Origin of the sequence: Inquilinus ginsengisoli (genome assembly GCF_050434925.1) — a bacterium.
GTDB lineage: Bacteria > Pseudomonadota > Alphaproteobacteria > DSM-16000 > Inquilinaceae > Inquilinus > Inquilinus ginsengisoli_B.
The window spans coordinates 8,025,113-8,049,610 of the sequence record NZ_JBNDJK010000001.1 but is presented as its reverse complement, the minus strand read 5'-3'; the positions used below and the strand labels follow the sequence as shown (position 1 = coordinate 8,049,610).

General features: G+C 70.9%; 24 protein-coding genes and 1 pseudogene. 14 read left to right on the top strand and 11 right to left on the bottom strand.

Going from position 1 to position 24,498, the window contains the following annotated elements; all coding sequences use genetic code 11:
- Positions 1 to 292: 292 nt before the first annotated feature.
- The 3 genes from QFZ27_RS37515 to pdxR all read right to left on the bottom strand — a co-directional run bounded on the left by QFZ27_RS37515 (position 293) and on the right by pdxR (position 2,629).
- A complete protein-coding gene (locus QFZ27_RS37515) occupies positions 293 to 613 on the bottom strand; it encodes a DMT family transporter (RefSeq protein ID WP_429232044.1) in 321 nt (106 codons plus the stop codon).
- A gap of 33 nt (positions 614 to 646) precedes the next feature.
- Entirely contained in the window at positions 647 to 1,102 is a 456-nt protein-coding gene (locus QFZ27_RS37510; RefSeq protein WP_429232043.1) for a carboxymuconolactone decarboxylase family protein, read from the bottom strand.
- A 105-nt stretch (positions 1,103 to 1,207) separates the two neighbouring features.
- Positions 1,208 to 2,629, bottom strand: a complete 1,422-nt coding sequence (gene pdxR / locus QFZ27_RS37505) for a MocR-like pyridoxine biosynthesis transcription factor PdxR (RefSeq protein WP_429232042.1) — start codon at positions 2,627 to 2,629, stop codon at positions 1,208 to 1,210.
- A 216-nt stretch (positions 2,630 to 2,845) separates the two neighbouring features.
- Here pdxR and QFZ27_RS37500 point away from each other — a divergent pair, with 216 nt between their 5' ends.
- Positions 2,846 to 3,460 carry an FMN-dependent NADH-azoreductase gene (locus QFZ27_RS37500; RefSeq protein WP_429232041.1) on the top strand — a complete coding sequence of 205 codons (615 nt, stop codon included), beginning with the start codon at positions 2,846 to 2,848 and terminating at the stop codon, positions 3,458 to 3,460.
- A 14-nt stretch (positions 3,461 to 3,474) separates the two neighbouring features.
- On the opposite strand, the gene QFZ27_RS37495 is transcribed toward QFZ27_RS37500, so the two are convergent.
- Genes QFZ27_RS37495 through QFZ27_RS37485 form a run of 3 tightly spaced genes read right to left on the bottom strand, consistent with a single transcriptional unit; the run spans position 3,475 to position 6,431 of the window.
- Positions 3,475 to 4,182 (bottom strand): ABC transporter ATP-binding protein, encoded by a 708-nt coding sequence (locus QFZ27_RS37495; RefSeq protein ID WP_429232040.1) that lies wholly within the window; start codon positions 4,180 to 4,182, stop codon positions 3,475 to 3,477.
- Positions 4,179 to 5,426 carry an ABC transporter permease gene (locus tag QFZ27_RS37490; protein WP_429232039.1) on the bottom strand — a complete coding sequence of 416 codons (1,248 nt, stop codon included), beginning with the start codon at positions 5,424 to 5,426 and terminating at the stop codon, positions 4,179 to 4,181. The genes QFZ27_RS37495 and QFZ27_RS37490 overlap by 4 nt, the downstream gene beginning before the upstream one ends.
- A 3-nt stretch (positions 5,427 to 5,429) precedes the next feature.
- The gene (locus QFZ27_RS37485; RefSeq protein WP_429232038.1) at positions 5,430 to 6,431 is read right to left on the bottom strand and encodes an efflux RND transporter periplasmic adaptor subunit; all 1,002 of its coding nucleotides are present in this window, start codon (positions 6,429 to 6,431) and stop codon (positions 5,430 to 5,432) included.
- A gap of 190 nt (positions 6,432 to 6,621) precedes the next feature.
- Between QFZ27_RS37485 and QFZ27_RS37480 the strand changes: the two are divergent.
- From QFZ27_RS37480 to QFZ27_RS37440, 9 genes and pseudogenes are all read left to right on the top strand, one after another.
- Positions 6,622 to 6,720: pseudogene (locus QFZ27_RS37480) on the top strand (helix-turn-helix domain-containing protein); the annotation flags it as partial.
- A 24-nt stretch (positions 6,721 to 6,744) separates the two neighbouring features.
- Positions 6,745 to 7,167, top strand: coding sequence for a TetR-like C-terminal domain-containing protein (locus QFZ27_RS37475; RefSeq protein WP_429232037.1), 423 nt, complete (start codon positions 6,745 to 6,747; stop codon positions 7,165 to 7,167).
- Positions 7,168 to 7,347: 180 nt separating this feature from the next.
- Entirely contained in the window at positions 7,348 to 8,112 is a 765-nt protein-coding gene (locus tag QFZ27_RS37470) for an SDR family NAD(P)-dependent oxidoreductase (RefSeq protein ID WP_429232036.1), read from the top strand.
- Between the two features lie 7 nt (positions 8,113 to 8,119).
- Positions 8,120 to 8,950, top strand: coding sequence for an enoyl-CoA hydratase family protein (locus QFZ27_RS37465; RefSeq protein ID WP_429232034.1), 831 nt, complete (start codon positions 8,120 to 8,122; stop codon positions 8,948 to 8,950).
- Positions 8,950 to 10,119 carry an acyl-CoA dehydrogenase family protein gene (locus QFZ27_RS37460; RefSeq protein ID WP_429232032.1) on the top strand — a complete coding sequence of 390 codons (1,170 nt, stop codon included), beginning with the start codon at positions 8,950 to 8,952 and terminating at the stop codon, positions 10,117 to 10,119. The genes QFZ27_RS37465 and QFZ27_RS37460 overlap by 1 nt, the downstream gene beginning before the upstream one ends.
- A 177-nt stretch (positions 10,120 to 10,296) precedes the next feature.
- The gene (locus QFZ27_RS37455) at positions 10,297 to 11,937 is read left to right on the top strand and encodes a benzoate-CoA ligase family protein (protein ID WP_429232030.1); all 1,641 of its coding nucleotides are present in this window, start codon (positions 10,297 to 10,299) and stop codon (positions 11,935 to 11,937) included.
- Positions 11,934 to 12,401, top strand: coding sequence for an acyl-CoA thioesterase (locus QFZ27_RS37450; protein ID WP_429232028.1), 468 nt, complete (start codon positions 11,934 to 11,936; stop codon positions 12,399 to 12,401). Before QFZ27_RS37455 ends, QFZ27_RS37450 begins: the two co-directional genes overlap by 4 nt.
- Positions 12,402 to 12,403: 2 nt before the next feature.
- The gene (locus tag QFZ27_RS37445; RefSeq protein ID WP_429232527.1) at positions 12,404 to 12,829 is read left to right on the top strand and encodes a RidA family protein; all 426 of its coding nucleotides are present in this window, start codon (positions 12,404 to 12,406) and stop codon (positions 12,827 to 12,829) included.
- 4 nt (positions 12,830 to 12,833) lie between these two features.
- Complete coding sequence (locus QFZ27_RS37440) at positions 12,834 to 13,703, top strand: alpha/beta hydrolase (RefSeq protein ID WP_429232026.1); 870 nt, start codon at positions 12,834 to 12,836, stop codon at positions 13,701 to 13,703.
- Here QFZ27_RS37440 and QFZ27_RS37435 read toward each other — a convergent pair.
- Both QFZ27_RS37435 and QFZ27_RS37430 read right to left on the bottom strand, forming a co-directional pair.
- Positions 13,673 to 15,358 (bottom strand): saccharopine dehydrogenase family protein, encoded by a 1,686-nt coding sequence (locus tag QFZ27_RS37435; RefSeq protein ID WP_429232024.1) that lies wholly within the window; start codon positions 15,356 to 15,358, stop codon positions 13,673 to 13,675. The genes QFZ27_RS37440 and QFZ27_RS37435 overlap by 31 nt on opposite strands.
- On the bottom strand, positions 15,355 to 15,810 hold the full coding sequence (locus QFZ27_RS37430) for a thiol-disulfide oxidoreductase DCC family protein (protein WP_429232022.1): 456 nt from the start codon (positions 15,808 to 15,810) through the stop codon (positions 15,355 to 15,357). Before QFZ27_RS37430 ends, QFZ27_RS37435 begins: the two co-directional genes overlap by 4 nt.
- A 187-nt stretch (positions 15,811 to 15,997) precedes the next feature.
- Here QFZ27_RS37430 and QFZ27_RS37425 point away from each other — a divergent pair, with 187 nt between their 5' ends.
- Positions 15,998 to 16,543 (top strand): DinB family protein, encoded by a 546-nt coding sequence (locus QFZ27_RS37425; protein ID WP_429232020.1) that lies wholly within the window; start codon positions 15,998 to 16,000, stop codon positions 16,541 to 16,543.
- Positions 16,544 to 16,719: 176 nt separating this feature from the next.
- On the opposite strand, the gene QFZ27_RS37420 is transcribed toward QFZ27_RS37425, so the two are convergent.
- Positions 16,720 to 17,346, bottom strand: a complete 627-nt coding sequence (locus tag QFZ27_RS37420) for a TetR/AcrR family transcriptional regulator (RefSeq protein ID WP_429232018.1) — start codon at positions 17,344 to 17,346, stop codon at positions 16,720 to 16,722.
- Positions 17,347 to 17,484: 138 nt separating this feature from the next.
- Here QFZ27_RS37420 and QFZ27_RS37415 point away from each other — a divergent pair, with 138 nt between their 5' ends.
- The 3 genes from QFZ27_RS37415 to QFZ27_RS37405 all read left to right on the top strand — a co-directional run bounded on the left by QFZ27_RS37415 (position 17,485) and on the right by QFZ27_RS37405 (position 21,108).
- Entirely contained in the window at positions 17,485 to 18,774 is a 1,290-nt protein-coding gene (locus QFZ27_RS37415) for an MFS transporter (RefSeq protein ID WP_429232016.1), read from the top strand.
- A 110-nt stretch (positions 18,775 to 18,884) separates the two neighbouring features.
- Positions 18,885 to 20,459, top strand: a complete 1,575-nt coding sequence (locus QFZ27_RS37410) for a 5-guanidino-2-oxopentanoate decarboxylase (RefSeq protein ID WP_429232014.1) — start codon at positions 18,885 to 18,887, stop codon at positions 20,457 to 20,459.
- Between the two features lie 79 nt (positions 20,460 to 20,538).
- The gene (locus QFZ27_RS37405) at positions 20,539 to 21,108 is read left to right on the top strand and encodes a type 1 glutamine amidotransferase domain-containing protein (RefSeq protein ID WP_429232012.1); all 570 of its coding nucleotides are present in this window, start codon (positions 20,539 to 20,541) and stop codon (positions 21,106 to 21,108) included.
- 267 nt (positions 21,109 to 21,375) lie between these two features.
- Here QFZ27_RS37405 and QFZ27_RS37400 read toward each other — a convergent pair whose 3' ends face one another.
- The gene (locus tag QFZ27_RS37400) at positions 21,376 to 22,245 is read right to left on the bottom strand and encodes a hypothetical protein (protein WP_429232011.1); all 870 of its coding nucleotides are present in this window, start codon (positions 22,243 to 22,245) and stop codon (positions 21,376 to 21,378) included.
- 243 nt (positions 22,246 to 22,488) lie between these two features.
- Complete coding sequence (gene malQ / locus QFZ27_RS37395; protein WP_429232009.1) at positions 22,489 to 24,489, bottom strand: 4-alpha-glucanotransferase; 2,001 nt, start codon at positions 24,487 to 24,489, stop codon at positions 22,489 to 22,491.
- Positions 24,490 to 24,498: the final 9 nt, after the last annotated feature.

Below are 24,498 nucleotides of genomic sequence, written 5' to 3'. Positions count from 1 at the left end.
GCGCTCCGCATGCGCAGAACGGCTGCCCGCAGCCGCGATCCCGAACGCCCGAAACGATCTCTGTTGGATCCAGCGCCGCCAAACCAATCCGGCTTACTGGAGGGGCTCGGAGTCCCCTGTCGCGAATCACGTCCTATATGTCGATCCACGCCGCCATATTCCTGCAGTAGGCGCAAGATCTGATCGTATAAGGCAGACAAAATTCATATGGAATTTCACGCAGGTGGACCACCGGACGGCTGCGCCAGCCCGATGCGGGATCAGGCGGCACATCCCGGTCGGAAGGAACCTCTCAGCCTTCCGAGACGAGCTTGAGCCCGATGACGCCGGCGAGGATGATGACGATGCAGAGGATCCTCACCGGCGCGGTGGAGTCTCCCAGCACCGTCATCCCCAGGATCGCGGTGCCGGCGGCGCCGATGCCGGTCCAGACCGCATAGCCCGTGCCGATCGGCAGCGTGCGGAGTGCGAGCGACAGCAGCACGACGCTCGACAGGCCGGTGCCGACCGTCAGCAGCCCCGGTATCAGTCGCGTGAACCCCTCGGACGCCTTCATGCTGAGGGCGAACGCGATCTCGAGGATGCCGGCGATGCTGAGCATGAACCAGGCCATGGCTGTAGATCCGTTGGTTGAGGGTCGAAGACATCAGCCCTTGGCGACGGCCGCGGGGGTCGAGCGGAAGGCGATGCCGAAGCGGTTGAAGGCGTTCATCAGGCCGATCGCGTAGGTCAGGTCGGCGAGCTCCTTCTCGTCGAACTCGGCGGCTGCGGCTTGATAGTCGGCATCGGGCACGCCGGTCTCGGCGACCTTCGTGACGGTTTCCGCCCAGGCGAGAGCGGCACGCTCGCGGGGCGTGAAGACATTGCCGGCATCGTGCCAGACCGGCACCAGCACCAGCTTGTCCACCGCGAGGCCGGACTTCAGCAGGTCGCGCGAATGCATGTCGATGCAGAAGGCGCAGCCATTGATCTGCGACACCCGCAGATACACGAGGTTGATGAGATCTTTCGGCAGGCTGCCGTGCTGAACGGTGACGTACACGCCGCCGAAAGCCTTATAGCCCTCCGGAGAAACCTTGGCGTAGTCGATGCGATTGCTCACGGCGAAATCCTTCTGCTTGATGATCGAAGGACTCCAACGTGATGCGTCTTGGCCTATCCCAGAAGGTCCATGAACCGGCTTAGGCACTGGTCCATGATCGGGGGGTCAGAGCAGGCTCAGGATGCGCCGGCCCAGGCTCTCGGCCGTGCTTCGCGAGTCGATGTTCGTGAAGTTGAGAAGCAGGGCCGCTGGCCCGTCTCCGATGGCCGTCCAATCCGTCAGCGCTTCGCCGTACAGGCCCGTCTTGCGCATGCGCTCGACGAGCCGGCGGTCCGACTGCCGCCCGCGCAGCCGCAGGATCAGATGCATCCCGCCCGGTTGTGAATCGATCTGCATGTGCCTGCCCAGCACGCTGTCCAGACCGGCCGCCGTCGCCTCCCGGCGTTCCGCATAGAGCTTGCGCATCCGCTGGATGTGGCGCGCGAAGTGCCCTTCCTGGATGAAGCCGGTGACGATGGCCTGGGTCAGCTCCGGGCTGCCGCCGGCGAAGGCCTGGGTGATCTGCTCGAACCGCCCGACTTGCGTCTCCGGCACCACCAGATAGGCCAGCCGGATGCTGGGAAGCAGCACCTTGCTGAACGTGCCCGCATAGAGGACGCGCCCGTCGCGATCCAGGCTCTTCAGCGCCGGCAGGGGGCGGCTGACATAGCGGTACTCGCCGTCATAATCGTCCTCGACGATCCAGGCGCCGTTGCGCGCTGCCCAGTCCAGCAGCGCCAGGCGGCGGGGCAAGGACAGGGACACGCAGAGCGGGCTCTGATGCGCCGGCGTGACCACGGCGGCGCGCGCCCGCGGCGCCAACCTGGTGCCGTCGGCAACGACCATCCCCTCGCCATCGACCGGCACGGCGACGGGCTCGATCTGCAGATGTCCCAGCAGCTCGCGCGTGGGCGGGTATCCCGGATCCTCGAGCCAGACGCTGTCCTCCGCCTTCAGCAGCGAATGGGCGATCAGCTCGATGGTGTGGCGGTATCCCGATGTCACGAACACCTGGGATGGAGAGCAACTGATCCCACGCGATAGTTGGAGATAGGCGGCAATCCCGGCGCGCAGTGCCGGCAGGCCGGCGACGGGGGGATGGACCATGTCCGCTGGTTGCATGGCGCGAACGCAGCGCGCCCCCAGCCTTGCCCAGATCTTGCGGGGGAACCGATCCAGGGCGGGCAGGCCCATCTGGAACGGCAGGATCGAGTCCGGGCGAAAGCTGGGCACGGCGATGCCGCTGTCGGGCGTCGTCGGCGGGCTTGCGGCCCGCGTCGGCAGATCGAGGTTCGGCGTCACGATCGTCCCGGCCTGGCCGCGGGCCTGGATGTACCCTTCGGCAACCAGCAGGGAATACGCGGCCTCGATCGTGCCTCTCGCCAGGCCCAGCTCTTTGGCCAGCGCTCTCGCCGAGGGAACCCGGTCGCCCGGCTTCAGCATCCCACCGGCCATGGCCCCGCGAAACCGGTCGTAGATCTGCCGGTAGAAGGGGATGGCTGCCTCCGGATCCAGCGGCGGGATTTCTTCGAGCCTTTTGATCGTCATGGACCAGTCAGCCTGGCAGCCTGAATAAGAGCGCCTGCACCATACCGGCGTGGCGTCACATGGACCAGATCCAATGTCCGATTATGGATCTAGGGCATGGGCCATGAGCCTTGCAGAATGACGGCCACTCAACGCTTCAGATCCACCCCTGCGTGCTGACCGATCGACAATCCGGATGCAGGCGACGCGTGCGGGAAGAACCCGGAGTAGGGCAGAATGAAGAGAATCTTGTTCGTCAGTTGCAGCCCTCGGGGTCGGGCCGCCGAGAGCCACCGGCTCGCCCAAAGGATCATCGGCCACTTGCTGGAAATGCAGCCGGATGCCATCGTGATGGAGCGGATGATCGGCTGGGGCACGATCGATCACGTCGATGAGAATTACGCGATCGCCCAGGCGTCGTCCTCGGACCCGTCCCAAAGCGGCTCCATTTCCGTGTCCGACGAGCTGATCCAGGAGCTGGAGAGCGCGGATGTCGTGGTCATCGGCACGCCTATGCACAACTTCACCGTGCCGTCCGTGCTGAAGGCATGGATCGATCACGTCGTCCGGGTCCGCCGGACGTTCAACGTGACACCAGGCGGAAAGGTGGGCCTGCTGCGCAACTGTCCGGTTCTCGTCGCCGTGGCCTCGGGCGGGAGGTTTTCCGGCGAGCGAGCGCGCCAGCCGGATTTTCTGACGCCCTATCTGAAGGCCGTCCTCGGCATCATCGGGCTGCGTGACCTGGCCTTCTTCTCCGTCCAGGGAACCGGCTCCGGCCCGGATGCCATAGCCGAAGCCAGGACCAGGGCAGATCAGGCGCTCCGGGAGCACTTCTCGCTGCTTCAATCATGATCCGCAGATAACGCTCACCCGCCATTCCGTTCATCGCTGGTCACAACCCCGTCAACCAGATGGATCCGCCGGTCCATCCGGGCCGCCAGGTCGATGTCGTGGGTCACCGCCACCACGGTCTTGCCGCGCTCATGCACCAGGGCCGAGAGGATGGCGAAGACCTGTTCCGAGCTGTGGGAATCGAGGCTGCCGGTCGGCTCGTCGGCCAGAAGCAGCGGCGGGTCGTTGGCCAGGGATCGGGCCACCGCCACGCGCTGGCGCTGGCCGCCGGACAGCTGGTCCGGCCGCTTGCCGCGATGGTCGGCGAGGCCGAGCGCGTCGAGCAGCGCATCCGCCCGCTCGCGCATCTCCCGGGCGCCGAGGCGGCCCAGCTTGCGCATCGGGATCTCGACATTCTCCCGCGCCGTGAACTCCGGCAGCAGGAAGTGGAACTGGAACACGAAGCCGATCGACTCCAGCCGCAGCCGGGCGCGGTCCCGCTCGCCCAGCGCCGATGCATCCTGGCCGGCAATGCTCAAGGTCCCGCCGGTCTGCCGGTCGAGCAGGCCGAGCAGGTAGAGCAGCGAGGATTTGCCGGAGCCGGAGGGGCCGGTGACGGCGACCAGCTCGTGTTCGCCGATCGCCAGTGACACGTCCTTGACCAGCGTCACCGGCACCGTCTCCGGCAGCACCCGGGTCAGGCCCTTGGCCTCGATGAGCTTTTCCGGGTTCCGGGTGCTCATGTCGCCCCCCGGATGATGTCGACCGGGTTCAGCTTCGCCGCCTGGCGGGCCGGCAGGTAGCCGGCGATGCCGGCGGCGGCCAGGGCGAAGCCGGCGGCGATCAGATAGTGCCAGGGGCTCCAGGTCAGCGGCAGCTTGGTGATCTCGCGTCCCACCGTGCCGCCGGAGATGTGCAGCTCCACCTGCGACAGGCCGAAGCACAAGGCGAAGCCGAGCAGCCAGCCGGCCAGCGACCCGGCGAGGCCGAGCGTCAGCCCCTCCAGCAGGAACAGCCGGCGCATGTCCCGCGCCTCGAAGCCGAGCGACTTCAGGATGGCGATGTCGCGCGCCTTCTCATGGGTGATGGTCGAGACGATGTTGAAGATGCCGAAGCCGGCCACCAGCAGGATCGCGCCGACCACCGTGTACATGATGAGGTTGCGGATGACGAAGGCCTCCAGCAGGGACTCGTTCGCCTCCTGCCAGGCCACCGCCTTGTAGCCGATCAGCGCCTCGGCCCGCTTGGCCACCGCCGGCGCGGCGTTCGGATCATCCAGCTTCAGCCGGATCTCGTTGATGGCGTTCGGCCGCTCGCTCAGGATCTGCGCGATCTTCAGCAGGACATAGCCCTCGCCCTCGTCGCGGGCGGTAACGCCGGTGTGGAACAGGCCGACGATCTTGACCGCGCGGCTCTGGCCGGTGGCGGAGACCAGGGTGACGGTGGTGCCGAGATCGGCGCCCAGCCGCCTGGCCAGACTGTCCCCGACCACGATGTTGTTGCCGCCGGCGATCAGCGAATCGAAGCTGCCCTGGCGGAAATCCTGGGCGATCGAGGAGATGCGCGCCTCCTGCCGCGGCTCGACCCCGAAGATGCTGATGCCGATGTCCTGCCCGGCATAGCGGATCACGGCCTGGGTCTTCAGGCTCTTCGACATCTTTCCCGGGATCCAGGCGCTCAGCGCCGCCACCGCCGCGGTCGGGTTGAGGATGCCGCGCCGGTCGTCCCGGGGCCGCAGGCCGGCGATCGCGACCGCGTCAAATTCGTCCTCCGCCGGCTGGCGCGCGGCGGTCCGCCGCTCGTCGGTGATCTGGACATGCGGCATGGTGTCGATCAGCTGGGCCACGAAGTCGTCCTCGCCGCCCTGCATCAGCGCCGCCATGGCGATCGAGAAGCCGACGCCCAGGGCGGTGCCCAGGATCGCGACCAGGGTCTGCCGGCCGCGGCCGATGATGTGGGTGACGGCGAGGTCGAGCAGCAGCCGCATGGCTCAGCCCTCCGGCGCCACCCGGGCGCCGTCGGCCAGCGCCTCGGGGAAGGGGGTGACCACCCGGTCGCCCTCGGCCAAGCCAGATTGCACCTCGATGTCGCGGATGCCGCGGATGCCGGCCGCGATCGTCCGGCGCCGGGCCCGGCTGTCGCCGTCGACCACGAAGACGGCGTCGCCGTTCACAGCCTCGGTGGGCACCAAAAGGGTGTTCGGCACCGTGCGGTTGACGATGTTGACGTCGACGGTCATGCCGATCCTGACCGGCGTGTCGTCCGGCAGGGCCAGGCGCACGCGATAGGTCTTGGCCACCGGGTCGCCCTTCGGCGTGATGCTGTCGACCGTGGCCGGCAGCGCCTGGCCGGGGAAGGCGTCGGCGCGCAGCAGCGCCTTCTGCCCGACCGCGACCAGGGGGATGTCCTCCTCATTGACGTCGGCGATGACCCAGAGCGGCTTCGGCTCGCCGACCCAGAACAGGATGGTGCCGGGATCGACGATCTCACCGACCTCGCCGTCCTTGCGCAGCACCAGGCCGCGCATCGGCGCGCGCAGGACGTAGTTCTCCAGCTTGGCGGTCTGGCCGGCGATCATCGCGTCCAGTCGCGACAGCTCGCTGCGCGCCTGGTCAAGGGCCTGGACGCTGGAGACGTTGCGGCCGGCCAGGACCAGCTGCCGGTCGTGCTCGGCCGAGGCCAGCTTGTGCCGCGCCTTCAGCTCGGCCAGCGTCGCCTCGGCCTCGCGGCTGTCCAGCCGGGCCAGCTCGGCGCCGGGCTCGACCGGCTCGCCCTCGCAATCGCACAGCGCCGTGATCCGCTCCTGGATCAGCGGCGTCACCTTGGCCCAGACGCGCGGCTCGATCACGCCGGTGGCATAGACGATCTGCGCCGCCTCGCCGCGCCTGGGTGTCACGGTCGCGACCGCGGCTGGGCGACCGAACAGCCAGAAGGCGGCGCCGGCGATCAGCGCGAGCACCAGGACGATGGACAGGATGCGGACGGTCTTCAACTGCGGCTCCGAAAGCGGCGAGTCGGTGAGAATATATATACGAAACAGTATCGTTTCGATATATGATTCGGGAAAAGGATTGGAGGGCGCGATGTGACGACAGCGGATATCGGGGGAAAGCGGACGCCGGGGCGGCCGCGCAGCCAGGCGGCGGAGGAGGCGATCCTGACGGCGGCGCTGGCGCTGTTCCCTGGATCATGGCGTCGAGGGCGCCAGCATCGAGCGCATCGCCAAACGGGCCGGGGTCGGCAAGACCACGATCTACCGCCGCTGGTCGTCGAAGGAGGAGCTGCTGGCCCAGGCGATCGGCCGGGTGCGCGAGAATGCCGAGCGCGACATGGGCGTCACCGATTTCCGCGACTTCGCCGAGATGCCGCTGGGCCCGACGCTGCGCCGGATGATGGAGGCGGGGGCCGAGCTGATGGCGAGCGACGATAATCGCAAGCTGCTGGCCCGGCTGATCGGTTCGGTGCAGAGCCATCCGCGGCTGCTGGCGATCTATTGGGAGACCTATCTGCGGCCGCGGCGCGAGGCCTTCGGGGTGCTGCTGGACCAGGCGAAGGCGCGCGGCGAGCTGCCGGCCTCGGCCGACACCGGCATGCTACAGGACATGATGGGCGGCGCCATGCTGCACCGCCTGCTGATCGACCCGGCTCCGCCGACCGCGGAGGATCTGCGTGCCTATCTCGCCCGGCTGCTGCAGCAGCTTGGGCTGACCGAGCCGACGGATGGGTAGCGCCGACGGTCCTCCTTATTGTCATGCCCGGGCTTGACCCGGGCATCCAGGAGATGTCGATGCCGCTCCGGGTGGCCCCTGGATCGCCGGGTCAAGCCCGGCGATGACAGAATTGGGTGGGCATGACCCTTCTTGCTCCAGAGATGCTTCAAGCTTAAAGTATCTCGCAGGAGGGACGGCATGACGACATCGGCATCCCTGGACGGGCGCCACGCCCTGGTTACCGGCGGCGGCAGCGGTATCGGAGCGGCGGTCGCGGCGGCGCTGACGGCGCGGGGTGCGGCGGTGACCGTGCTGGGCCGGACCGAATCCCGCCTGGCCGAGACCGTCGCCGCCGGCAAGGCCGGCGCCTACGCCGTCGCCGACGTGACCAGGCCGGAGCAGCTGGAGGCCGCCGTCGCCCGGCTGGCATCCCCGGTCGACATCCTGGTCAACAATGCCGGGGCGGCGGAAAGCGCACCCTTCGCCCGCACCGACCGGGCGCTGTGGGATCGGATGATCGGCCTCAATCTCGGCGCGGTGTACGAAACCACACGGCTGGTGCTGCCGGGCATGGCCGAGCGCGGCTGGGGCCGGGTGGTCAACATCGCAAGCATCGCCGGGCTGACCGGCTTTCCCTATGTCGCCGCCTATTGCGCCGCCAAGCACGGCGTGATCGGGCTGACCCGGGCGCTGGCCCGAGAGTTTGCGACCAAGGGCGTCACCGTCAACGCCGTCTGCCCCGGCTACACCGACACCGAGCTGGTGCAGGGCGCCGTCGCCCGGATCGAGGGCAAGACCGGCCGCAGCCCGGACGAGATCCGGGCCGAGCTGATCCGCGGCAACCCGCAGGGCCGCCTGATCCAGCCGGAGGAGGTGGCCGCCGCCGTCGCCTGGCTGGCCGGGCCCGAGGCGGCAAGCGTCAACGGCATCGCGCTGCCGGTCGCCGGCGGCGAGGTCATGTGAGGCCGGAATGAACCAGACCCCCATCGCCCCGCCGCTCTCCGCCTACCAGGCCAAGCACGTGCTGTGGTCGGTCGAAGGCAAGGTGGCGACCATCACCCTGAACCGGCCGGAGCGGAAGAACCCGCTGACCTTCGACAGCTACGCCGAGCTTGTGGCCCTGTTCCGGGCGCTGGCCGCCGACACCGACATCAAGACGGTGGTAGTGACCGGGGCGGGCGGCAATTTCTGCTCCGGCGGCGACGTGTTCGAGATCATCGCGCCGCTGCTCGACCGCGACATGGCCGGGCTGCTGGAGTTCACCCGCATGACCGGCGACCTGGTCAAGGCGATGCGCGCCTGTCCGCAGCCGATCGTGGCCGCGGTCGACGGCGTCTGCGCCGGGGCCGGGGCGATCCTGGCCATGGCGTCGGATCTGCGGCTCGGCACCGCGCGCAGCCGCACCGCCTTTCTGTTCACCCGGGTCGGCCTGGCCGGCTGCGACATGGGCGCGTGTGCGATCCTGCCCCGCATCATCGGCCAGGGCCGGGCGTCGGAGCTGCTGTACACCGGCCGCAGCATGGACGGGACGGAGGCGGAGCGCTGGGGCTTCCTGAACCGGCTGGTCGAGCCCGAGGCGCTGCTGGGCGAGTCGACGGCGCTGGCCCGGTCGCTGGCCGACGGCCCGACCTTCGCCCACGCCATGACCAAGCGGATGCTGCACCAGGAATGGGACATGGGCGTCGACCAGGCGATCGAGGCCGAGGCCCAGGCCCAGGCGGTGTGCATGCAGACCCGCGACTTCCGCCGCGCCTACGAGGCCTTCGCCGCCAAGTCCCGGCCGGTCTTCGAGGGGAATTGATGCCCGACCGCAGCTTCCTCGACTGGCCCTTCTTCGAGGACCGCCACCGCGCCCTCGCGGCGGAGCTCGACGCCTGGGCCGGCGCCACCCTGCCCGGGCTGGTCGACCATCACGACGTCGACGGCTCCTGCCGCCGGCTGGTGGCGGCGCTGGGCGAAGCCGGCTGGCTGCGCCACGCGGTGCCGGCCAGCCATGGCGGCGCGTCCGACCGGCTGGACGTGCGCAGCCTGTGCCTGATCCGCGAGACCCTGGCCCGGCATGAGGGCTTGGCCGACTTCGCCTTCGCCATGCAGGGGCTGGGCACCGGCCCGGTCACCCTGTTCGGGTCGGACGCCCTAAAGGACCGGATCCTGCCGCCGGTCCGCGACGGCCACGCCATCGCCGCCTTCGCTCTGTCGGAGCCGGAGGCCGGGTCCGATGTCGCCGCCACCGGCACGACTGCGGTGCCGGACGGGCCGGATGCGGTGCGGATCGATGGTGAGAAGACCTTCATCTCGAATGGCGGCATCGCCGACCATTACGTCGTCTTCGCCCGCACCGGTGAGGCGCCGGGCGCCCGCGGCCTGTCCGCCTTCCTGGTGCCGGCCACGGCACCCGGCCTGACGGTGGCGGAGCGGATCGAGGTGATCGCGCCGCACCCCCTGGCCATGCTGCGCTTCGAAGGCTGCCGGGTGCCGCTGGCCGACCGGATCGGCGGAGCGGGGGAGGGGTTCAAGGTCGCGATGGCGACGCTGGACGTGTTCCGCTCCACCGTCGGCGCCGCGGCGCTGGGCTTCGCCCGCCGGGCGCTGGACGAGGCGCTGGGCCGGGCCCGCGGCCGCAAGATGTTCGGCGGATCGCTGGGCGACCTGCAGCTCAGCCAGGCGGCCCTGGCCGAGATGGCGACCGAGATCGACGCCAGCGCCCTGCTGATCTACCGCGCCGCCTGGGCCAAGGACCGCGGCGCCGCCCGGGTCACGCGCGAGGCGGCGATGGCCAAGATGTTCGCGACCGAGGCGGCGCAGCGCGTGATCGACCGGGCGGTGCAGCTGTTCGGCGGCCTCGGCGTCACCCGCGGCGTCAAGGTCGAGGAACTGTATCGCGAGATCCGCGCGCTCCGCATCTACGAGGGCGCCACCGAGGTCCAGAAGATCGTCATCGCCCGCCAGCTGCTGGCGGAGGCGGAGTGACTGTCATGGCTCGAATTGTCCATAGCCCAAAACTGTCATTGCCGGGCTTGACCCGGCAATCCAGGGGCAGCCAGAGCGGTTCTTCGTGGCCCCTGGATGCCCGGGTCAAGCCCAGGCATGACAGCAAAAAATGCATCCGGGAGTGAGATGCAGAGGGCAAGAAACGGGAGAGGCGAGATGGAGACGAAGAGCGCGCATGTCGACAGCTTCGCCCGCGACAATCTTCCACCGCGGGAGCAATGGCCGGAGTTCCGCTTCACCCTGCCGGCGCTGCAGTATCCGGCCCGGCTGAACTGCGTCGCCGAGCTCTTGGACCGGCATGTCGCCGAGGGGCATGGCGAGCGGCCCTGCCTGATCGCGCCGGGCGTCGAATGGTCCTATGCCGAGCTGCTCGACCGGGTCGACCGCATCGCCCAGGTCCTCGTCAGGGATGTCGGCCTGGAGCCGGGCGACCGGGTGCTGCTGCGTTCGGCCAACAACCCGATGATGGTCGCCAGCTACCTGGCGGCGCTGAAGGCCGGGGCGGTGGTGGTCGCCACCATGCCGCTGCTGCGCGCCAAGGAGCTGGCCTTCATGATCGAGAAGGCCCGGGTGCGGCTGGCGATCTGCGACGCGAGGCTGCTGCCGGACCTGGAGACGGCGAGGCCGCTGGCCCCGGTGCTGGAGCACATCGTGGCCTTCGGCGGCGGCACCCCGGCCGACCTCGAGGCCCGGATGGACACGGCGCCGGGCGGGTTCGATGCGGTCGACACGGCGGCGGAGGACATCTGCCTGATCGGCTTCACCTCCGGCACCACCGGGGTGCCGAAGGGCACGATGCACAGCCACCGCGACTTGCTGGCGATCTGCGACGCTTATTCCCGCCAGGTGCTGCAGCCGAACGAGTCCGACCGCTTCATCGGCAGCCCGCCCTTGGCCTTCACCTTCGGGCTCGGCGGGCTGGTGCTGTTCCCGATGCGGGCCGGCGCCTCGACCGTGCTGCTGGAGCGCGCCTCGCCGCCGGAGCTGCTGGACGGCATCGAGCGCTTCCGCCCGACCATCTGCTTCACCGCCCCCACCGCCTACCGCGCCATGCTCGTCCAGCGGCCGGGGCGCGATCTGACCAGCCTGCGCCGCTGCGTCTCGGCCGGCGAGGCGCTGCCCGCCGCCACCTTCGAGGCCTGGCGCGACGCCACCGGCATCGAGATCACCGAGGGCATCGGCGCCACCGAGATGCTGCACATCTTCATCGCCTCCAGCCCCGGCGCGGTGCGGCCGGGGTCGACCGGCACGGTGGTGCCCGGCTATGAGGCGAAGATCGTCGACGACGACTTCAACGAGCTGCCGGCGGGCCAAGCCGGGCGGTTGGCGGTGCGCGGTCCGACCGGCTGCCGCTACCTGGCTGACGATCGCCAGCGCGCCTATGTCCGCGACGGCTGGAACCTGACCGGCGACACCTATCGCCGCGATGCCGACGGCTATTTCTGGTACCAGGCGCGGTCGGACGACATGATCGTCTCCTCCGGCTACAACATCGCCGGGCCGGAGGTGGAGAACGCGCTGCTGACCCATCCGGCGGTGCAGGAATGCGGCGTGGTTGGCGTGCCCGACCCGGACCGCGGCCAGATCGTGAAGGCCTATGTCGTGCTGAAACCCGGCCACGCGCCCGACGCCGCGACCCGCAAGGCGCTGCAGGACCATGTGAAGGCCGAGATCGCGCCCTACAAATATCCCCGGGCGGTCGAGTTCCTGGAGCGGCTGCCGCGCACCGAGACCGGCAAGCTGCAGCGCTTCCAGCTGCGCCGCATGGCCACCGAAGCCGCAGCGAAGGCCTCATGAACGACACCCGCCGCGCCCCGCTGCCCGTCGCCGACCGGCCGGCTGCCGCCTTCACCACCCGGCAGCCGATCCGGTTCGAGCATTGCGACACCGCCGGCATCGTCTTCTTCGCCCGCTACTTCATGATGATGCAGAACGCGGTGGAGGAGTGGTTCGCGGCCGATCTCGGCCTCGACTATGCCGACATCATCCAGCGCCGCCGGGTCGGGCTCGGCTATGTCCGGGCCGAATGCGACTACGTGAAGCCGGCGCGGCTGGGCGATGTCCTCAGCCTGACCCTGCTGGTCGAGCGGGTCGGCCGCACATCGATCGGCTTGGCCTTCCACGGCCATCGCGAGGGCGAGCCGGTGCTGGTTGGGCGGCTGGTGCTGGTGACCACGGATATCAACGAGGCGGCGTCGATCCCGATCCCGGCGGACATCCGGGACGCGGTGGACTCCTATCAGCGGAGATGCGCGACGTGACCATGATCGATCAGGCCCAGGGGGCCGCCGCCGGTGGCCTGGTGACGCTGCAGCCGGAAGGCTGGCCGGCGCCGAGGGGCTATGCCAACGGCATGATGGGGCGCGGCCGGGTGGTCTTCGTCGGCGGCCAGATCGGCTGGGATTCCGAGGGCCGCTTCGCCGACGGCATGGTCGGCCAGATCGCCCAGGCGCTGCGCAACATCCTGGCGGTGCTGGCCGCGGCCGGGGGCGGACCGCAGCACATCGCCCGGCTGACCTGGTACGTCACCGACATGGAGGCCTACCGCGCGAACCTGAAGCCGCTCGGCCGCGCCTATCGCGAGGTGATGGGCGCGCATTACCCGGCCATGGCGGTGATGCGGGTGGTCGAGCTGGTGGAGCGCGAGGCGCTGGTCGAGATCGAGGCCACCGCCGTGCTGCCGGAGTGAGGTAATGACCGCCCCCCACTACGACGACCCGGACTGGTGCGAGCGGGAGTACAACCCGCGGGTCACCATCTCCGATCTGCCGGCCGTGTTCGGCCGCTGGCTGGAGACCGCCGCGGCGACGCGGGCGCGGCTGCCGCACCAAGCCGGCATCGCCTATGGCGCGGATCCGCGCGAGACGCTGGACCTGTTCCGCGCCGACCGGCCGCGCGGCGCCGTGGTGTTCATCCATGGCGGCTACTGGCGCGCCTCCTCGAAGGACGAGGTGTCCTGGGCCGCGGCGGCTTTGGTACCGGCCGGCTTCAGCACTTTGGTGCTGAACTACCCGCTGTGCCCGCAGACCACGGTCGCCGGCATCGCCGAAAGCTGCCGCCGGGCGATCGCCTTCGCCTGGACCAGCCTGCTGGGCGAGGCCGAGCGGCGCCGCCTGATCGTCAGCGGCCATTCCGCCGGCGGCTATCTCACGGCGTCGATGCTGGCGACCGACTGGCCGGTACGTGGCCTGCCCGCCGCGCCTTTCGCCGGCGGCCTGTCGATCTCCGGCGTGTTCGACCTGCGGCCACTCTTGCGCACCAGCATGAACGAGCTGATCCGCCTGACGCCGGAACAGGCCTCGGGCTGGAGCCTGCACGAGGCGCCGAAACCTTCGCCAGGCGCGCCGCTGGAACTGCTGGTCGGCGGCGACGAGACGGCGGAGTTCCACCGCCAGTCGGCGCTGATGGCCGCTGCCTGGCCGATCCTCGCCCGTGCGCCGATCGCGGTGCCGGGCCGGCACCATTTCGACGTGGTCGAGCAGATCGGCCACCACGGCACCCCGGTCTTCGACGCGGTGCTGCGGCTGGCGCGTCAGTCCTCCGGCGCCAGCCAGCCGCGGTAGCGGACGATCAGCCCGGTCCAGGGGTGGCGGATCTCAACGTGGAAGCGGAACCGGCCCTCCGCCGCGCTCTCCCACGCCTCGCCGCCCGGGGCCAGGGCCAGCGGCATCGACAGGCCCAGCAGGCTCCAGCGCCGCACCACCAGGCGCAGCCGGTCACCATCCAGCACGAGCGCCAGCCCGACCCGCACCGGGCCGAACCGCTCCTCCAGCAGCCCTTCCGAGCGGTCGCGACCGGCTTGCTGGGTGCTGGAGAAGGCGCGGCCGGCGAAGCGGCGCCGCCAGGTCTCCACGCCGTCCCGGACCCGGAAGGTGACCTCGACCGGCACGTCGCGCCTGGCCACGGGGAAGCCGATGACTGCCGCCGCCAGCCGTGCCATCCAGCCGGTGCCGCGCTCGACCTCGGCCCGGCCGGCGACTCGCCTGTCGCCGGACAGGTCGTGCATCGCCCGCACCGGCTCCGGCAACTCGGCCCAGGCCTCGCCCAGCATGCGGCGGTACAGCGGCTGCCGGGCCGTCGCGGCCGTGACCTCGCGGCAGCCGCTGACGATCGCCCGCCCGGCGAACAGCGGCTGATAATCCGCCAGCTCCAGCGCCTTGGTGGCGGCCTGGGCTCCGGGCGCGGGGCGCAGGCCCTGCAGCCGGCGCAGGATCACCGCCGCCGCGGCCATCGACGGGATCAGCGGCCCGTCATCACCCTCGGCCAGCATGTGCCAGGACCGCTCCACGGCTTGATCGGCGGCGTCGCGGCCGCGGACGATCACGATCATGCCGCCGCGATGTTCGCCCCAGCGCAGCCGGTTGATGGCGGCGTGGAACAGCGGCGCCAGCGGCCGCAGGCTCGGGATCAGCCCGATCCGCACCAGCCGGGCCAGGGCGTTCAGGCCGCGATGCAGCACCGCCGGCACCGGGCCGGCGCCGATCCAGATCTCGCGCAGCCCCGGCCACAGCGCCGGCAGCAGCCGCAGATCGGGCACGTCGACCAGGGAGAAGCGGGTGCTGCGCAAGGGCAGCCGGCCCGGCGGCGCGATGGTCCAGCGCCGGGTCTCGACCAGCGCCCGGCCGGTCGCGGCCGCGCCATCGCGCGTCAGCCGCACCTCCTGCCCGGCATAGGAGGCGATGGCGCGGATCACGTTCAGCCCGACCCCGGCATAGGGCGAGGGGGCGATTCCACCTTCGATGCTCTCGACCCGGACAAGGCCGCGGGCGAGATGCCGGACCACCGCCGCGGTCAGCACCGGAAAGCTGCTGACGCCGGACAGCACGGCGACCCCGCGGGCCTTGGCGGCATCGTCGAAGCGGCCGATGCCGGCGACGAAATCGGCACCGTCGGCCAGGTCGAGATAATCGGCGCCGGCGGCGATGCAGGCCTCGACCACGCGGTAGGGCGCGTCGCCATAGGCCTGGAACGGGCCGGTGGCATCGACCACGATATCCGCCGCGGTGGCGATCTGGGCCATGTCGCCGTCGCGGTCGACGGCCAGCGGTACCGTCTCGGCCGTCCCGCCCAGCGCCCGGCAGAACGCCTCGGCCTTCGCCTGCGACCGGCCGGCGATCAGCAGCGTCAGCCGGGGCTCGCCTGCCAGCAGCCTGGCCAGCCGGCCGCCGAAGGTGCCGTAGCCGCCCAGGATCAGGACGCGCAGGCGGCCGTCGGTCATGTCAGGAAGCGGTCCTCCTGCCCTGGCACCGGCAGCATGCAGCTGTCGCTGCGGCCGAACAGGCGCAGGCGGTTGCGGGCCAGCAGGCTGTACAGCCGCTCGCGCCAGCCGAAGGGCAGGACCAGCAGCGCCGCCACCAGCGACCAGGGGAAGCCGAGGTCAAGCGCCGTGCGGATCACGCTCTCCGACTTCAGCCAGGCGACGCCGTCGGCCAGCAGGATGTTGGTCTCGTAATCCTCCGGGTCGAGCCCGTAATGGACGTAGAGCGCGCGGCCGGTCCGGGACTGCGCCGGCAGCAGCCGGAACCGCTTCGCCGTGTCGTGCTTCAGGATGAACCGGGCCCAGCCGGAGCACAGGACGCAATGGCCGTCGAAGACGATCACCGGCCGGTCGTCGGCGAAGGCCGGCACCGCCGGATCCTGCCGCCAGCTATAGGGTTCGCGCTCGATCATGCCGCTCCGGCCCGCTGCGTTGCTGCCGGATGGGAAGCCTAGGGCATTGGCCGGGTGGACGCGCTGCGACGGATTGTCGGCGGATCGAACCGCGACGGCCTGGACGAGTTGCCCTTGCGCGCCAGTATTTCCTTGATCGAAAGCCGATGGACGGGTCGACTACTCGCAAAACGATCGGGAGGACCACATGGCGACGTCGCTGGCCGATCATTTCCGCCAGATGGCCCGCAACAACGCCTGGGCCAATGCCCGGCTGCACGCCGCCTGCCTGCGCCTGACGCCGGAGGAGTTCGCGGCGCCGCGCACCGGCTTCTTCCCGTCGCTGCGGCGGACCCTGAACCACATCCTGATCGTTGACCGCTCCTATCTGGCCGATCTGAAGGGCTCCGGCAGGCGCTATCCGATCGACCCGATCCCCTATCCCGACGCGGTCGACTTGGCCGCGGCGCAAGCCCAGATCGATCGTGATCTGGTGGAATTCTGCGACGGGCTCGACCAGGCAGGCGTCGACCGGGTGGTGCCGATCGACCGCCGCGACGGCGTCGCCTATCGCGAGACGGTCAGCGCCATCCTGGCGCATCTGTTCCAGCACCAGATCCACCATCGCGGCCAGGCCCATGCCATGCTGTCCGGCACCCGGGTGGCGCCGCCGCAGCTCGACGAGTTCTTCCTCGCCTCCGACGCCCCGCGGCGCGAGGCCGAGCTGAAGCGGCTGGGACTGGAGCGGCGCTAGGCGGGTTCATACCGGCGAGCGTGATCGGGCTCTTCCCTCTCCTATCTAAGAACCGTCATTGCGAGGAGGCGAAGCCGACGAAGCAATCCATGCCTCCGCTCTTGCGGCCTCTGGGATTGCTTCCCCCGGCTCAAGGCCGGGGTCGCAATGACGATCTTTTCATGGGCTCAGCGACATCAGGCGCTGGTGTCCCGCCCCAGCTGCGCCTCGACCAGCGCCTCGGCGGCCCAGATGATCGCCCGGCCGGGGCCGTCGCGCCCGCTCAGGGTCTGGCTGATCGCGTAGGCGCCCTCGACCAGCAGCACCAGCCCGTCGGCCAGCGCCTGCTTATCGGGCGCGCCCAGCGCCTCGGCCAGGCGCAGCAGGCGCTGCCGCAGCTCGCGCTTGTTGGCCTCGGCCACCCGCCGGCCAGGATGACTCGGATCCGGGAACTCGGTGGCGTCGTTGGTGAAGGGGCATCCACGATAGCCCGGCACGGTGGTGCGGTCGGCCAGATGCTCCATCATCGCCCGCAACTGCGCCCGCGGATCGCCCTCGTGCTTGGCGAAGGCGCGGTCCCAGCGCTGCCAATAGCTGGCGTTGCGGTCCTCGAGATAGGCGACGACCAGGTCGTCCTTCGACGGGAAGGCGCGGTACAGGCTGATCTTGGCGACCCCAGCCTCCTTGGCGATCGCGTCGACCCCGACCGCGCGGATGCCTTGGCGATAGAACAGGTCGTCGGCGGCCGCGAAGATCCGGTCGCGCGCCCGCTTCGGCGCCGTGCCGTCGGCCATCGCCTCCCGGGTCGTTCTCGTCTCCGCCATCATCCCGCCTCCGGGCTTGACATGTAACCGATCGGTTCGTACGTCTTGGCAGCCGACGAACCGATCGGTTACATCTGGGCCGGATCACGGCTGTTGTCCAGTCGCAACGGTCTTTCGCCGAAGCTGTAGGGGATCCCGATGACCGCCCTCGTCGCCCGCCTGGTGTCGGGCCGCACGCATTACGGTTGGATCGCCGCGGCGGTCGCCTTCTTCGTCCTGCTCGCCGCCGCCGGCGTCCGGGCCACGCCCAGCGTGCTGATCGTGCCGCTGGAGCAGGCCTTCGGCTGGAGCCGCGACACCATCTCCTTCGCCATCGGCGTGAACATCTTCCTCTACGGCCTGATGGGGCCGTTCGCCGCGGCGGCGATGCAGCGCTTCGGCATCCGCCCGGTCATCATCTTCGCCCTGGCGGTGCTGGCCGCCGCCGTGTCCGGCTCGACCCTGATCACGCAGGAATGGCAGCTGGTGCTGACCTGGGGCCTGTTCGTCGGCTTCGGCAGCGGCATCGCCGCGATGGTGTTCGGCGCCACCATCGTCAACCGCTGGTTCCAGGAGCGGCGCGGCCTGGTCATGGGCCTGCTGACCGCCAGCACCGCCACCGGGTCGCTGGTGTTCCTGCCGATCCTGGCCGCGGTGGCGGAGGATTACGGCTGGCAGTCCGTCGCCTGGGTGGTGGCCGCTGCGGTCGCGGCGATGATTCCGGTGGTGTTCCTGCTGCTGCCGGAACGGCCGCAGGATGTCGGCCTGGGCCGGCTCGGCGAGGCGCCGGGCGCGGCGCCGGCCGGGGCCACCGGCAACCCGATCCTCACCGCCTTCCGCATCCTCGGCCGAGCCTCCAGGAAGCGCGACTTCTGGCTGCTGGCCGGCAGCTTCTTCGTCTGCGGCCTGACCACCAACGGGCTGATCGGCACCCATCTGATCGCTGCCTGCATGGACCAGGGCATCCCGGCCACCACCGGCGCCTGGCTGCTGGCGGCGATGGGCATCTTCGACCTGATCGGCACCACCGCCTCGGGCTGGCTGTCCGACCGCTATTCCAGCCGCAAGCTGCTGTTCTGGTATTACGGGCTGCGCGGCCTGTCGCTGATCTACCTGCCCTTCTCCGGCTTCAGCTTCTACGGCCTGTCGGTCTTCGCGGTGTTCTACGGGCTCGACTGGATCGCCACCGTGCCGCCGACGCTGAAGCTGACCAACGACGCCTTCGGCAAGGACGACGCGCCGGTGGTGTTCGGCTGGATCGCCGCATCGCACCAGGTCGGCGCCGCCACCGCCGCCTTCGGCGCCGGGGTGATCCGCACCGCCATGGACGGCTACCTCCTGGCCTTCCTGATCGCCGGCGTGATCTGCGTCGCCACCGCCTTCATGGTGCTGGCGATCGGCCGCGGCTCGCGCCCCGCCACCGGCAGGCTGGTCGAAGCCACCGCCTGATCCTGGACGCCGGGGCAGGGAAGCCCTGCCCCGGCGGTTCGAGGGGTGGTCATCCGCCGCGGCCCACGGCAGTCTCTCCGGCAACGAATCGGAGTTCGGGGAGAGGCTTCATGGCGGACAACTGCGCCCAGGCGATCATCGACGCCTTCACCCGCAGCGGCGTGGACACCGCCTTCGGCATCCCCGGCGTGCACACGCTCGAACTGTACCGCGCCCTCGGCCGCAACGGGCTGCGCCATGTCGCGGTGCGGCACGAGCAGGGGGCTGCCTTCATGGCCGACGGCCATGCCCGGGCCAGCGGCCGCCCGGCGATCTGCGTGCTGATCACCGGCCCAGGCCTGCTCAACGCCGCCACCGGCATCGGCCAGGCCTATTCCGACAGCGTGCCGATGGTGGTGCTGTCCACCGTCAATGCCCGCCCCGATCTCGGCCTCGGCCGCGGCGAGCTGCACGAGATGCGCAACCAGCGCCTGGCGATGGAGGGGCTGGTCGCCTCCGCCCTTACCGTCATCGACCCGTCCCAGGCCCGCGCCGTGGCCGATCTCAGCCTGGCCCGGATGACGCTGGGCCGGCCGCGGCCGGTCTATATCGAGCTGCCGCTCGACGTTGCCACCGCCGAGGCGCCCGCGGATGCCGGCGGGTTGCCGCCGCTGCCGCTGCCGGCCCCCAACCCGGCGGCGATGGCCCAGGCGGCCGGGCTGCTGCGCGGCGCCAAGCGGCCGCTGATCCTGCTCGGCGGCGGCACCGTCGGGGCGTCTGCCGCGGCCCGGCACTTGGCCGAGAGCCTGGGCGCGGTCGTCGCCTGCTCGATCGCCGGCAAGGGCATCGTGCCGGATGACGGGCCGCATTCGATCGGCTCCCGCATCGGCACGACGGAGGGGCAGCGCCTGATCGGCGAGGCCGATGTCGTGCTCGCCGTCGGCACCGAGCTGGCGCTGAACGACCGCTGGGCGCCGCTGCGCCTGCCGGCCGCGCTGATCCGGGTCGACCTCGACCCCGACGTGCTGGTGCGCGACCACCGGCCGGCGGTGCCGCTGCTCTGCGACGCCGGGCTGGCGCTGGAGGGGCTGGTCGCGGCGCTGTCCGACCTGCGCGGTCGCACGGTCTGGGCCGGCGACCTGGCGCCGGTGCGCCAGGTCGCCGACGCGGCCGAGTTCGGCGACAAGCCCGGCCATCTGGCGTTCCTGGCCACGCTGCGCGACGCCCTGCCGGACGACGCGGTGGTGGTCACCGACATGACCCAGATCGCCTACACCGGCAATGTCGTGTTCCCGGTGCGGCAGCCGCGCGGCTGGCTGCACCCGGTCGGCTTCGGCACCCTGGGCTACGCCCTGCCGGCGGCGGTCGGGGCCAAGCTGGCGCGGCCGGAGGCGCAGGTGGTGGCGCTGGCCGGCGACTACGGCATCGGCTTCACCTGCCAGGAACTGGGCACCGCCGCCGATCTCGGCCTCGGCCTGCCGGTCGTGGTCTGGAACAACCGCGGCCTCGGCCAGATCGCCTATGGCATGGACAAGGCCGGGATCGACCGGCTGGGCGTCGACATCGACCCGCCGGCCTTCGACGCCATGGCCGCGACCTATGGCTGCGGCTACGCCGCGGTCGACGACCCGCGCCACCTGCCGCAGCGCCTGGCCGCCGCCTTCGAGGACAGCAAGCCGACCCTGATCGAGGTCGCGGCCGCCTAGGAACCAGCCTTCGCCGCCGGCCATTCCCCGAATAGATGGTCCGCGTCCCGCGGCCGTCCATCTGACCAGGGAGAGCGGCATGACCGAACGTCTCGACGGACGCAGGATCGCCGTGCTCGTCGCCCATGGCTTCGAGCAGGTGGAGATGACCGAGCCGGTCAAGGCCCTGAAGCGGGCCGGTGCCAAGGTCGACATCGTCAGTCCGGAAGCCGCGCAGGTGACCGGCCACAAGCATCTCGACAAGGGTGACAGCTTCCCGGTCGACGTGCCGCTCGAGCAGGCCGCGTCCGAGGGCTATGACGGTCTCCTGATCCCGGGCGGCGTGCACAGCCCGGACCGGCTGCGCACCGACAAGAAGGCACTCAGCTTCGTCCGCAGCTTCTTCGAAGCCGGCAAGCCGGTGGCGGCGATCTGCCATGGGCCGCAGCTGCTGATCAGCGCCGGCGTGGTCGAGAACTGCGAGATGACCGGGTACAAGGCGATCCAGATCGATCTGCGCAACGCCGGTGCCACGGTCTATGACCGCGAGGTGGTGGTCGACCAGGGCGTGGTCACCAGCCGGTCGCCGGACGACCTCCCGGCCTTCAACGCCAGGATGGTCGAGGAATTCGCCGAGGGTGAGCACAGCGGCCGGATGGCGGCCGGCTGAGAGGCCACACGGGCGTTGCCTCTCCTGCTTGCGAGACCCTTTCGGAATTCGACCACCTGAGCTTTCCACTCTCCCCCTCCCCCGCGGGAGGGGAGGATAGAAGGGATAGACCGGCCCAGACGACTCGCCGGTTGCGGGAACACCACGCGCATGGCTCCGGCCAGGGCGACCGGGCTTCCGGTCGGCCGTGCCGGTGGATGTGGGCGGGCATCTGCAGGTGGTCTGCCGGGCGTTGTGCCCGTTGTCTCGGCGGCGGCGTTCGGCCGATCAGGGCGGGCCGCGGGGGCGGAGCAGGATCGGGCTCGGCCGTGGCGGGCGGGCCGGTGCTGGCGGCCGGCCGGTCGTCCCCGGGCGGCGCCGGGACGAGTTCCCGGTTCCGGAGTCGCCAGTGGCGAGGCTGTGCCTGCGGCGTTCGCCCTTCGGCCCGGCGCCTGGATCGTCGGCCCCGGATTTCACCGCCGCGGCGGGGCTGCCGGCCGGCGGAGTCCCGCGGGGCGGCAGGCCGAGGGCCCGGCACAGGCTGGCGATCAGGGCTTCGATCGGCAAGGCGGTGTCGGCAAGGTCGACGTCGATGCGCTCGTCCTCGGTCAGCTTTTCCCGGAGATCGGCGGTCAGCCGTTCCTGGGCCTCGGCGTCGGGAACCGCGGCGATGGCGGCGGCGACGCCCTGGGCGGCGGCCTGGCGCCGGCCGTCCTTCTCGTCCTGCCGGGCCTTGCGCCGGAGCTCGGCCTCACGCTGCGCCTGCTCCCGCTGCTGCCGCAGCCTGATCTTCAGGGCGATGGCGCGGCGGATGCCGAGGAACAGGCTGCTGAAGCGGGTCTCCGCCTCCCCGGCGCGATCGAGATCGTTGGCCGCGAGGGCGGCGAGGGCCAGGGCGTGAAAGCCGCGGGCCAGCGCCTCCGCGAGCTCCATCAGCTCGGACAGCATCGCGGCCTGGTCCATGGCCGGCGACGCGGCGTCCTCCCGCTGCCGGCGGAGCCCGAGCGCGACGGCGCGGCGGATGGCGAGGAAGAGGGTGCTGAAGCGGGTCTCGGCCGTGCCGGCGCGGTCGAGATCGCCGGAAGCGAGGGCGGCCACCGCCTCGGCCTGGAAGGTCCGGGCCATCTCCAAGGCGAGCCTGGTCAGCCCGGACAGCACCTCGGCCTCCCGCTCGTCGGGGGACGGCGAAGCGGCAGAGGGAGTCCCGGCTGGGATGGCATCGACCATGTCTTTATTAGAACAAAAGCAGAACATATAAGCCAGCAGAATCTCACTTGGCTGAATGGTCATCGCAATGTCGGGCCGTGCCTGCTGGATGGCCACGCCCCTGCGGGGCTCGCCATGACGGTTCTTTCTTCAGGGAACGCCCCGCCGGAGAGGCGCTATGAGAACGATCATGCCTTACCGCTGCCGTTCGCGGCGGATTGCGGCGATGCGTGCGGCCACGGCGGGGTCGGCCAGCGCCTCGCCGGCCGGCCGGTCCAGCCGCCGGCGCCAGTTCGGGTATTCGTCGATCGTGCCCGGCAGGTTCGGCTGCTGCTCCAGCCCCAGCGCATCCTCCAGCGGCAGCAGCGCCAGCCGCGACGGGCTGCGGGCGACGAAGCGCAGCGCCGCGTCGACCACCGGGCCGGCTTCTTCCGGCACGGGGCCGGCGCCGATTGCCTGCCACAACCGGGCGCGGTCTGCCGCGCGCTGCGCCCTTTCCGCCGCGCCGCCATCCTCGTATTGGCCGAGTTCCGTCCGCGCCGCGATGTCGGTGCCGCGCCACCAGCCGGCCACCGGCGGCAGGTCGTGGGTCGAGCTCATGGCCACCGCTCCGGCGTCCCAGCGCTCGACCGGCTTGAAGCCGCCGCCGTCGCGCTCGAACGGCAGCACCCGCATGCCGGCCACGCCGTGGTCCGCCAGCTTGTCGGCGAAGCCCCAGGGCAGGGTGCCCAGGTCCTCGCCGATCACCACGGCGCGATGGCGATGCGATTCCAGCGCCACCAGGCGCAGCAGGTCCTCCACCGGATAGGTCAGGTAGGCGCCCTCGGTCGGGGACATCCCGTCCGGCACCAGCCACAGCCGGGCCAGCCCCATGACATGGTCGATGCGGATGCCGCCGGCATGGCGCAGCGTCGCCCGCAGCGTGTCCAGGAACGGGGCGAAGCCGGTCTCGACCATCGCCCGCGGCGAAATGGCCGCCAGCGTCCAGTTCTGGCCGTCGGCGTTGAAGGCGTCGGGCGGCGACCCGATGCTGGCGCCGCCCAGCACATCGGCCGGACGGCTCCAGGCATGGCTGCCGGTGGCATCCATGCCGACGGCCAGATCGGCGATCAGGCCGATGCGCAGGCCGGCCGATCGGGCCTCGGCCTGGGCCGCGGCGAAGGCGCGGTCGGCCAGCCATTGCAGGAACAGGTGGAAACGGACCTCGGGCTCATGCGCCGCCGCGAACTCCGCCACCGCGGCGCCGGCAGGATCGCGCAGCACCGCCGGCCAGCGACGCCAGTCGCGGTCGGCCGGATCGGCGGCCAGGCGGGCGGCCTGCAGCGCCTCGAACCGGGCATGGTCCTGCAGCAGCGCCCCGCCGGCCTGGACGAAGCCGGCGAAATCATCGGCCAGACCGCCGCCGGCGGCATCGAAGCCGTCGAACAGGGCGCGGAACAGCGCCAGCTTGGCCCGCCCCGCCTCCGGCCAATCGACCAGCGGCGCGGCCTCGCACCGCCGCGTCGCCTCGGCCACGCCCGCCGTCCGGGCCGCGGCGGCGACCCGGCCCTGGCCGAACAGCGCGGCGGGGTCGGCCAGCAACGGGTTCAGGAACAGGCGGCTGGAGGGAGAGTAGGGGCCGAAACGCTCCGGCTCGGCCGTGAACAACGCATGGGTCGGGCTCAGCGCCAGGGCGTCGGCGCCGGCGCGGCTGGCCGCCCGGGCCAGCTCGGCGATGCCGCGGCTGTCGCCGATGCCGCCGTCGCCGGGGCGCCGCAGGCCGTAGATCTGCGCCGCCAGGCCCCACATCCGGCCGCCGCGGGCGACCTGGTCCAGGCCGAAGCAGCGCGGCGGCGCCACCGCCAGGGTGATCTCGCGGTCGCGCAACTGCAGCCGGTGATAGCCGGCCCGGTCGATCGGCGGCACCCAGCAGCGTCCGTCATCGCCCGGATATACGGTGATGTCCGCCCGCTCGCTCGATTCCAGGACCAGGATGGCGGCGCCGGTGCCGGCCGCCGGCGGCAGGGGGATCGACTGGCCGGTCACGCCGGTGACCAGCGGCGGCACGGAAGCGGCCGGCTCGTCGGCGCCGATCAGCGCCAGCAGCCGCTCCAGCGTCTCCGGTGCCACGCTGCAGGTCTGGCCGGTGACGTCGGTCCAGTCGGGCGCGATGCCGGCCCGGCGGGCCCGGTCGCGCAGGGCGTCCGCGAGATCCAAGAGCAAGAC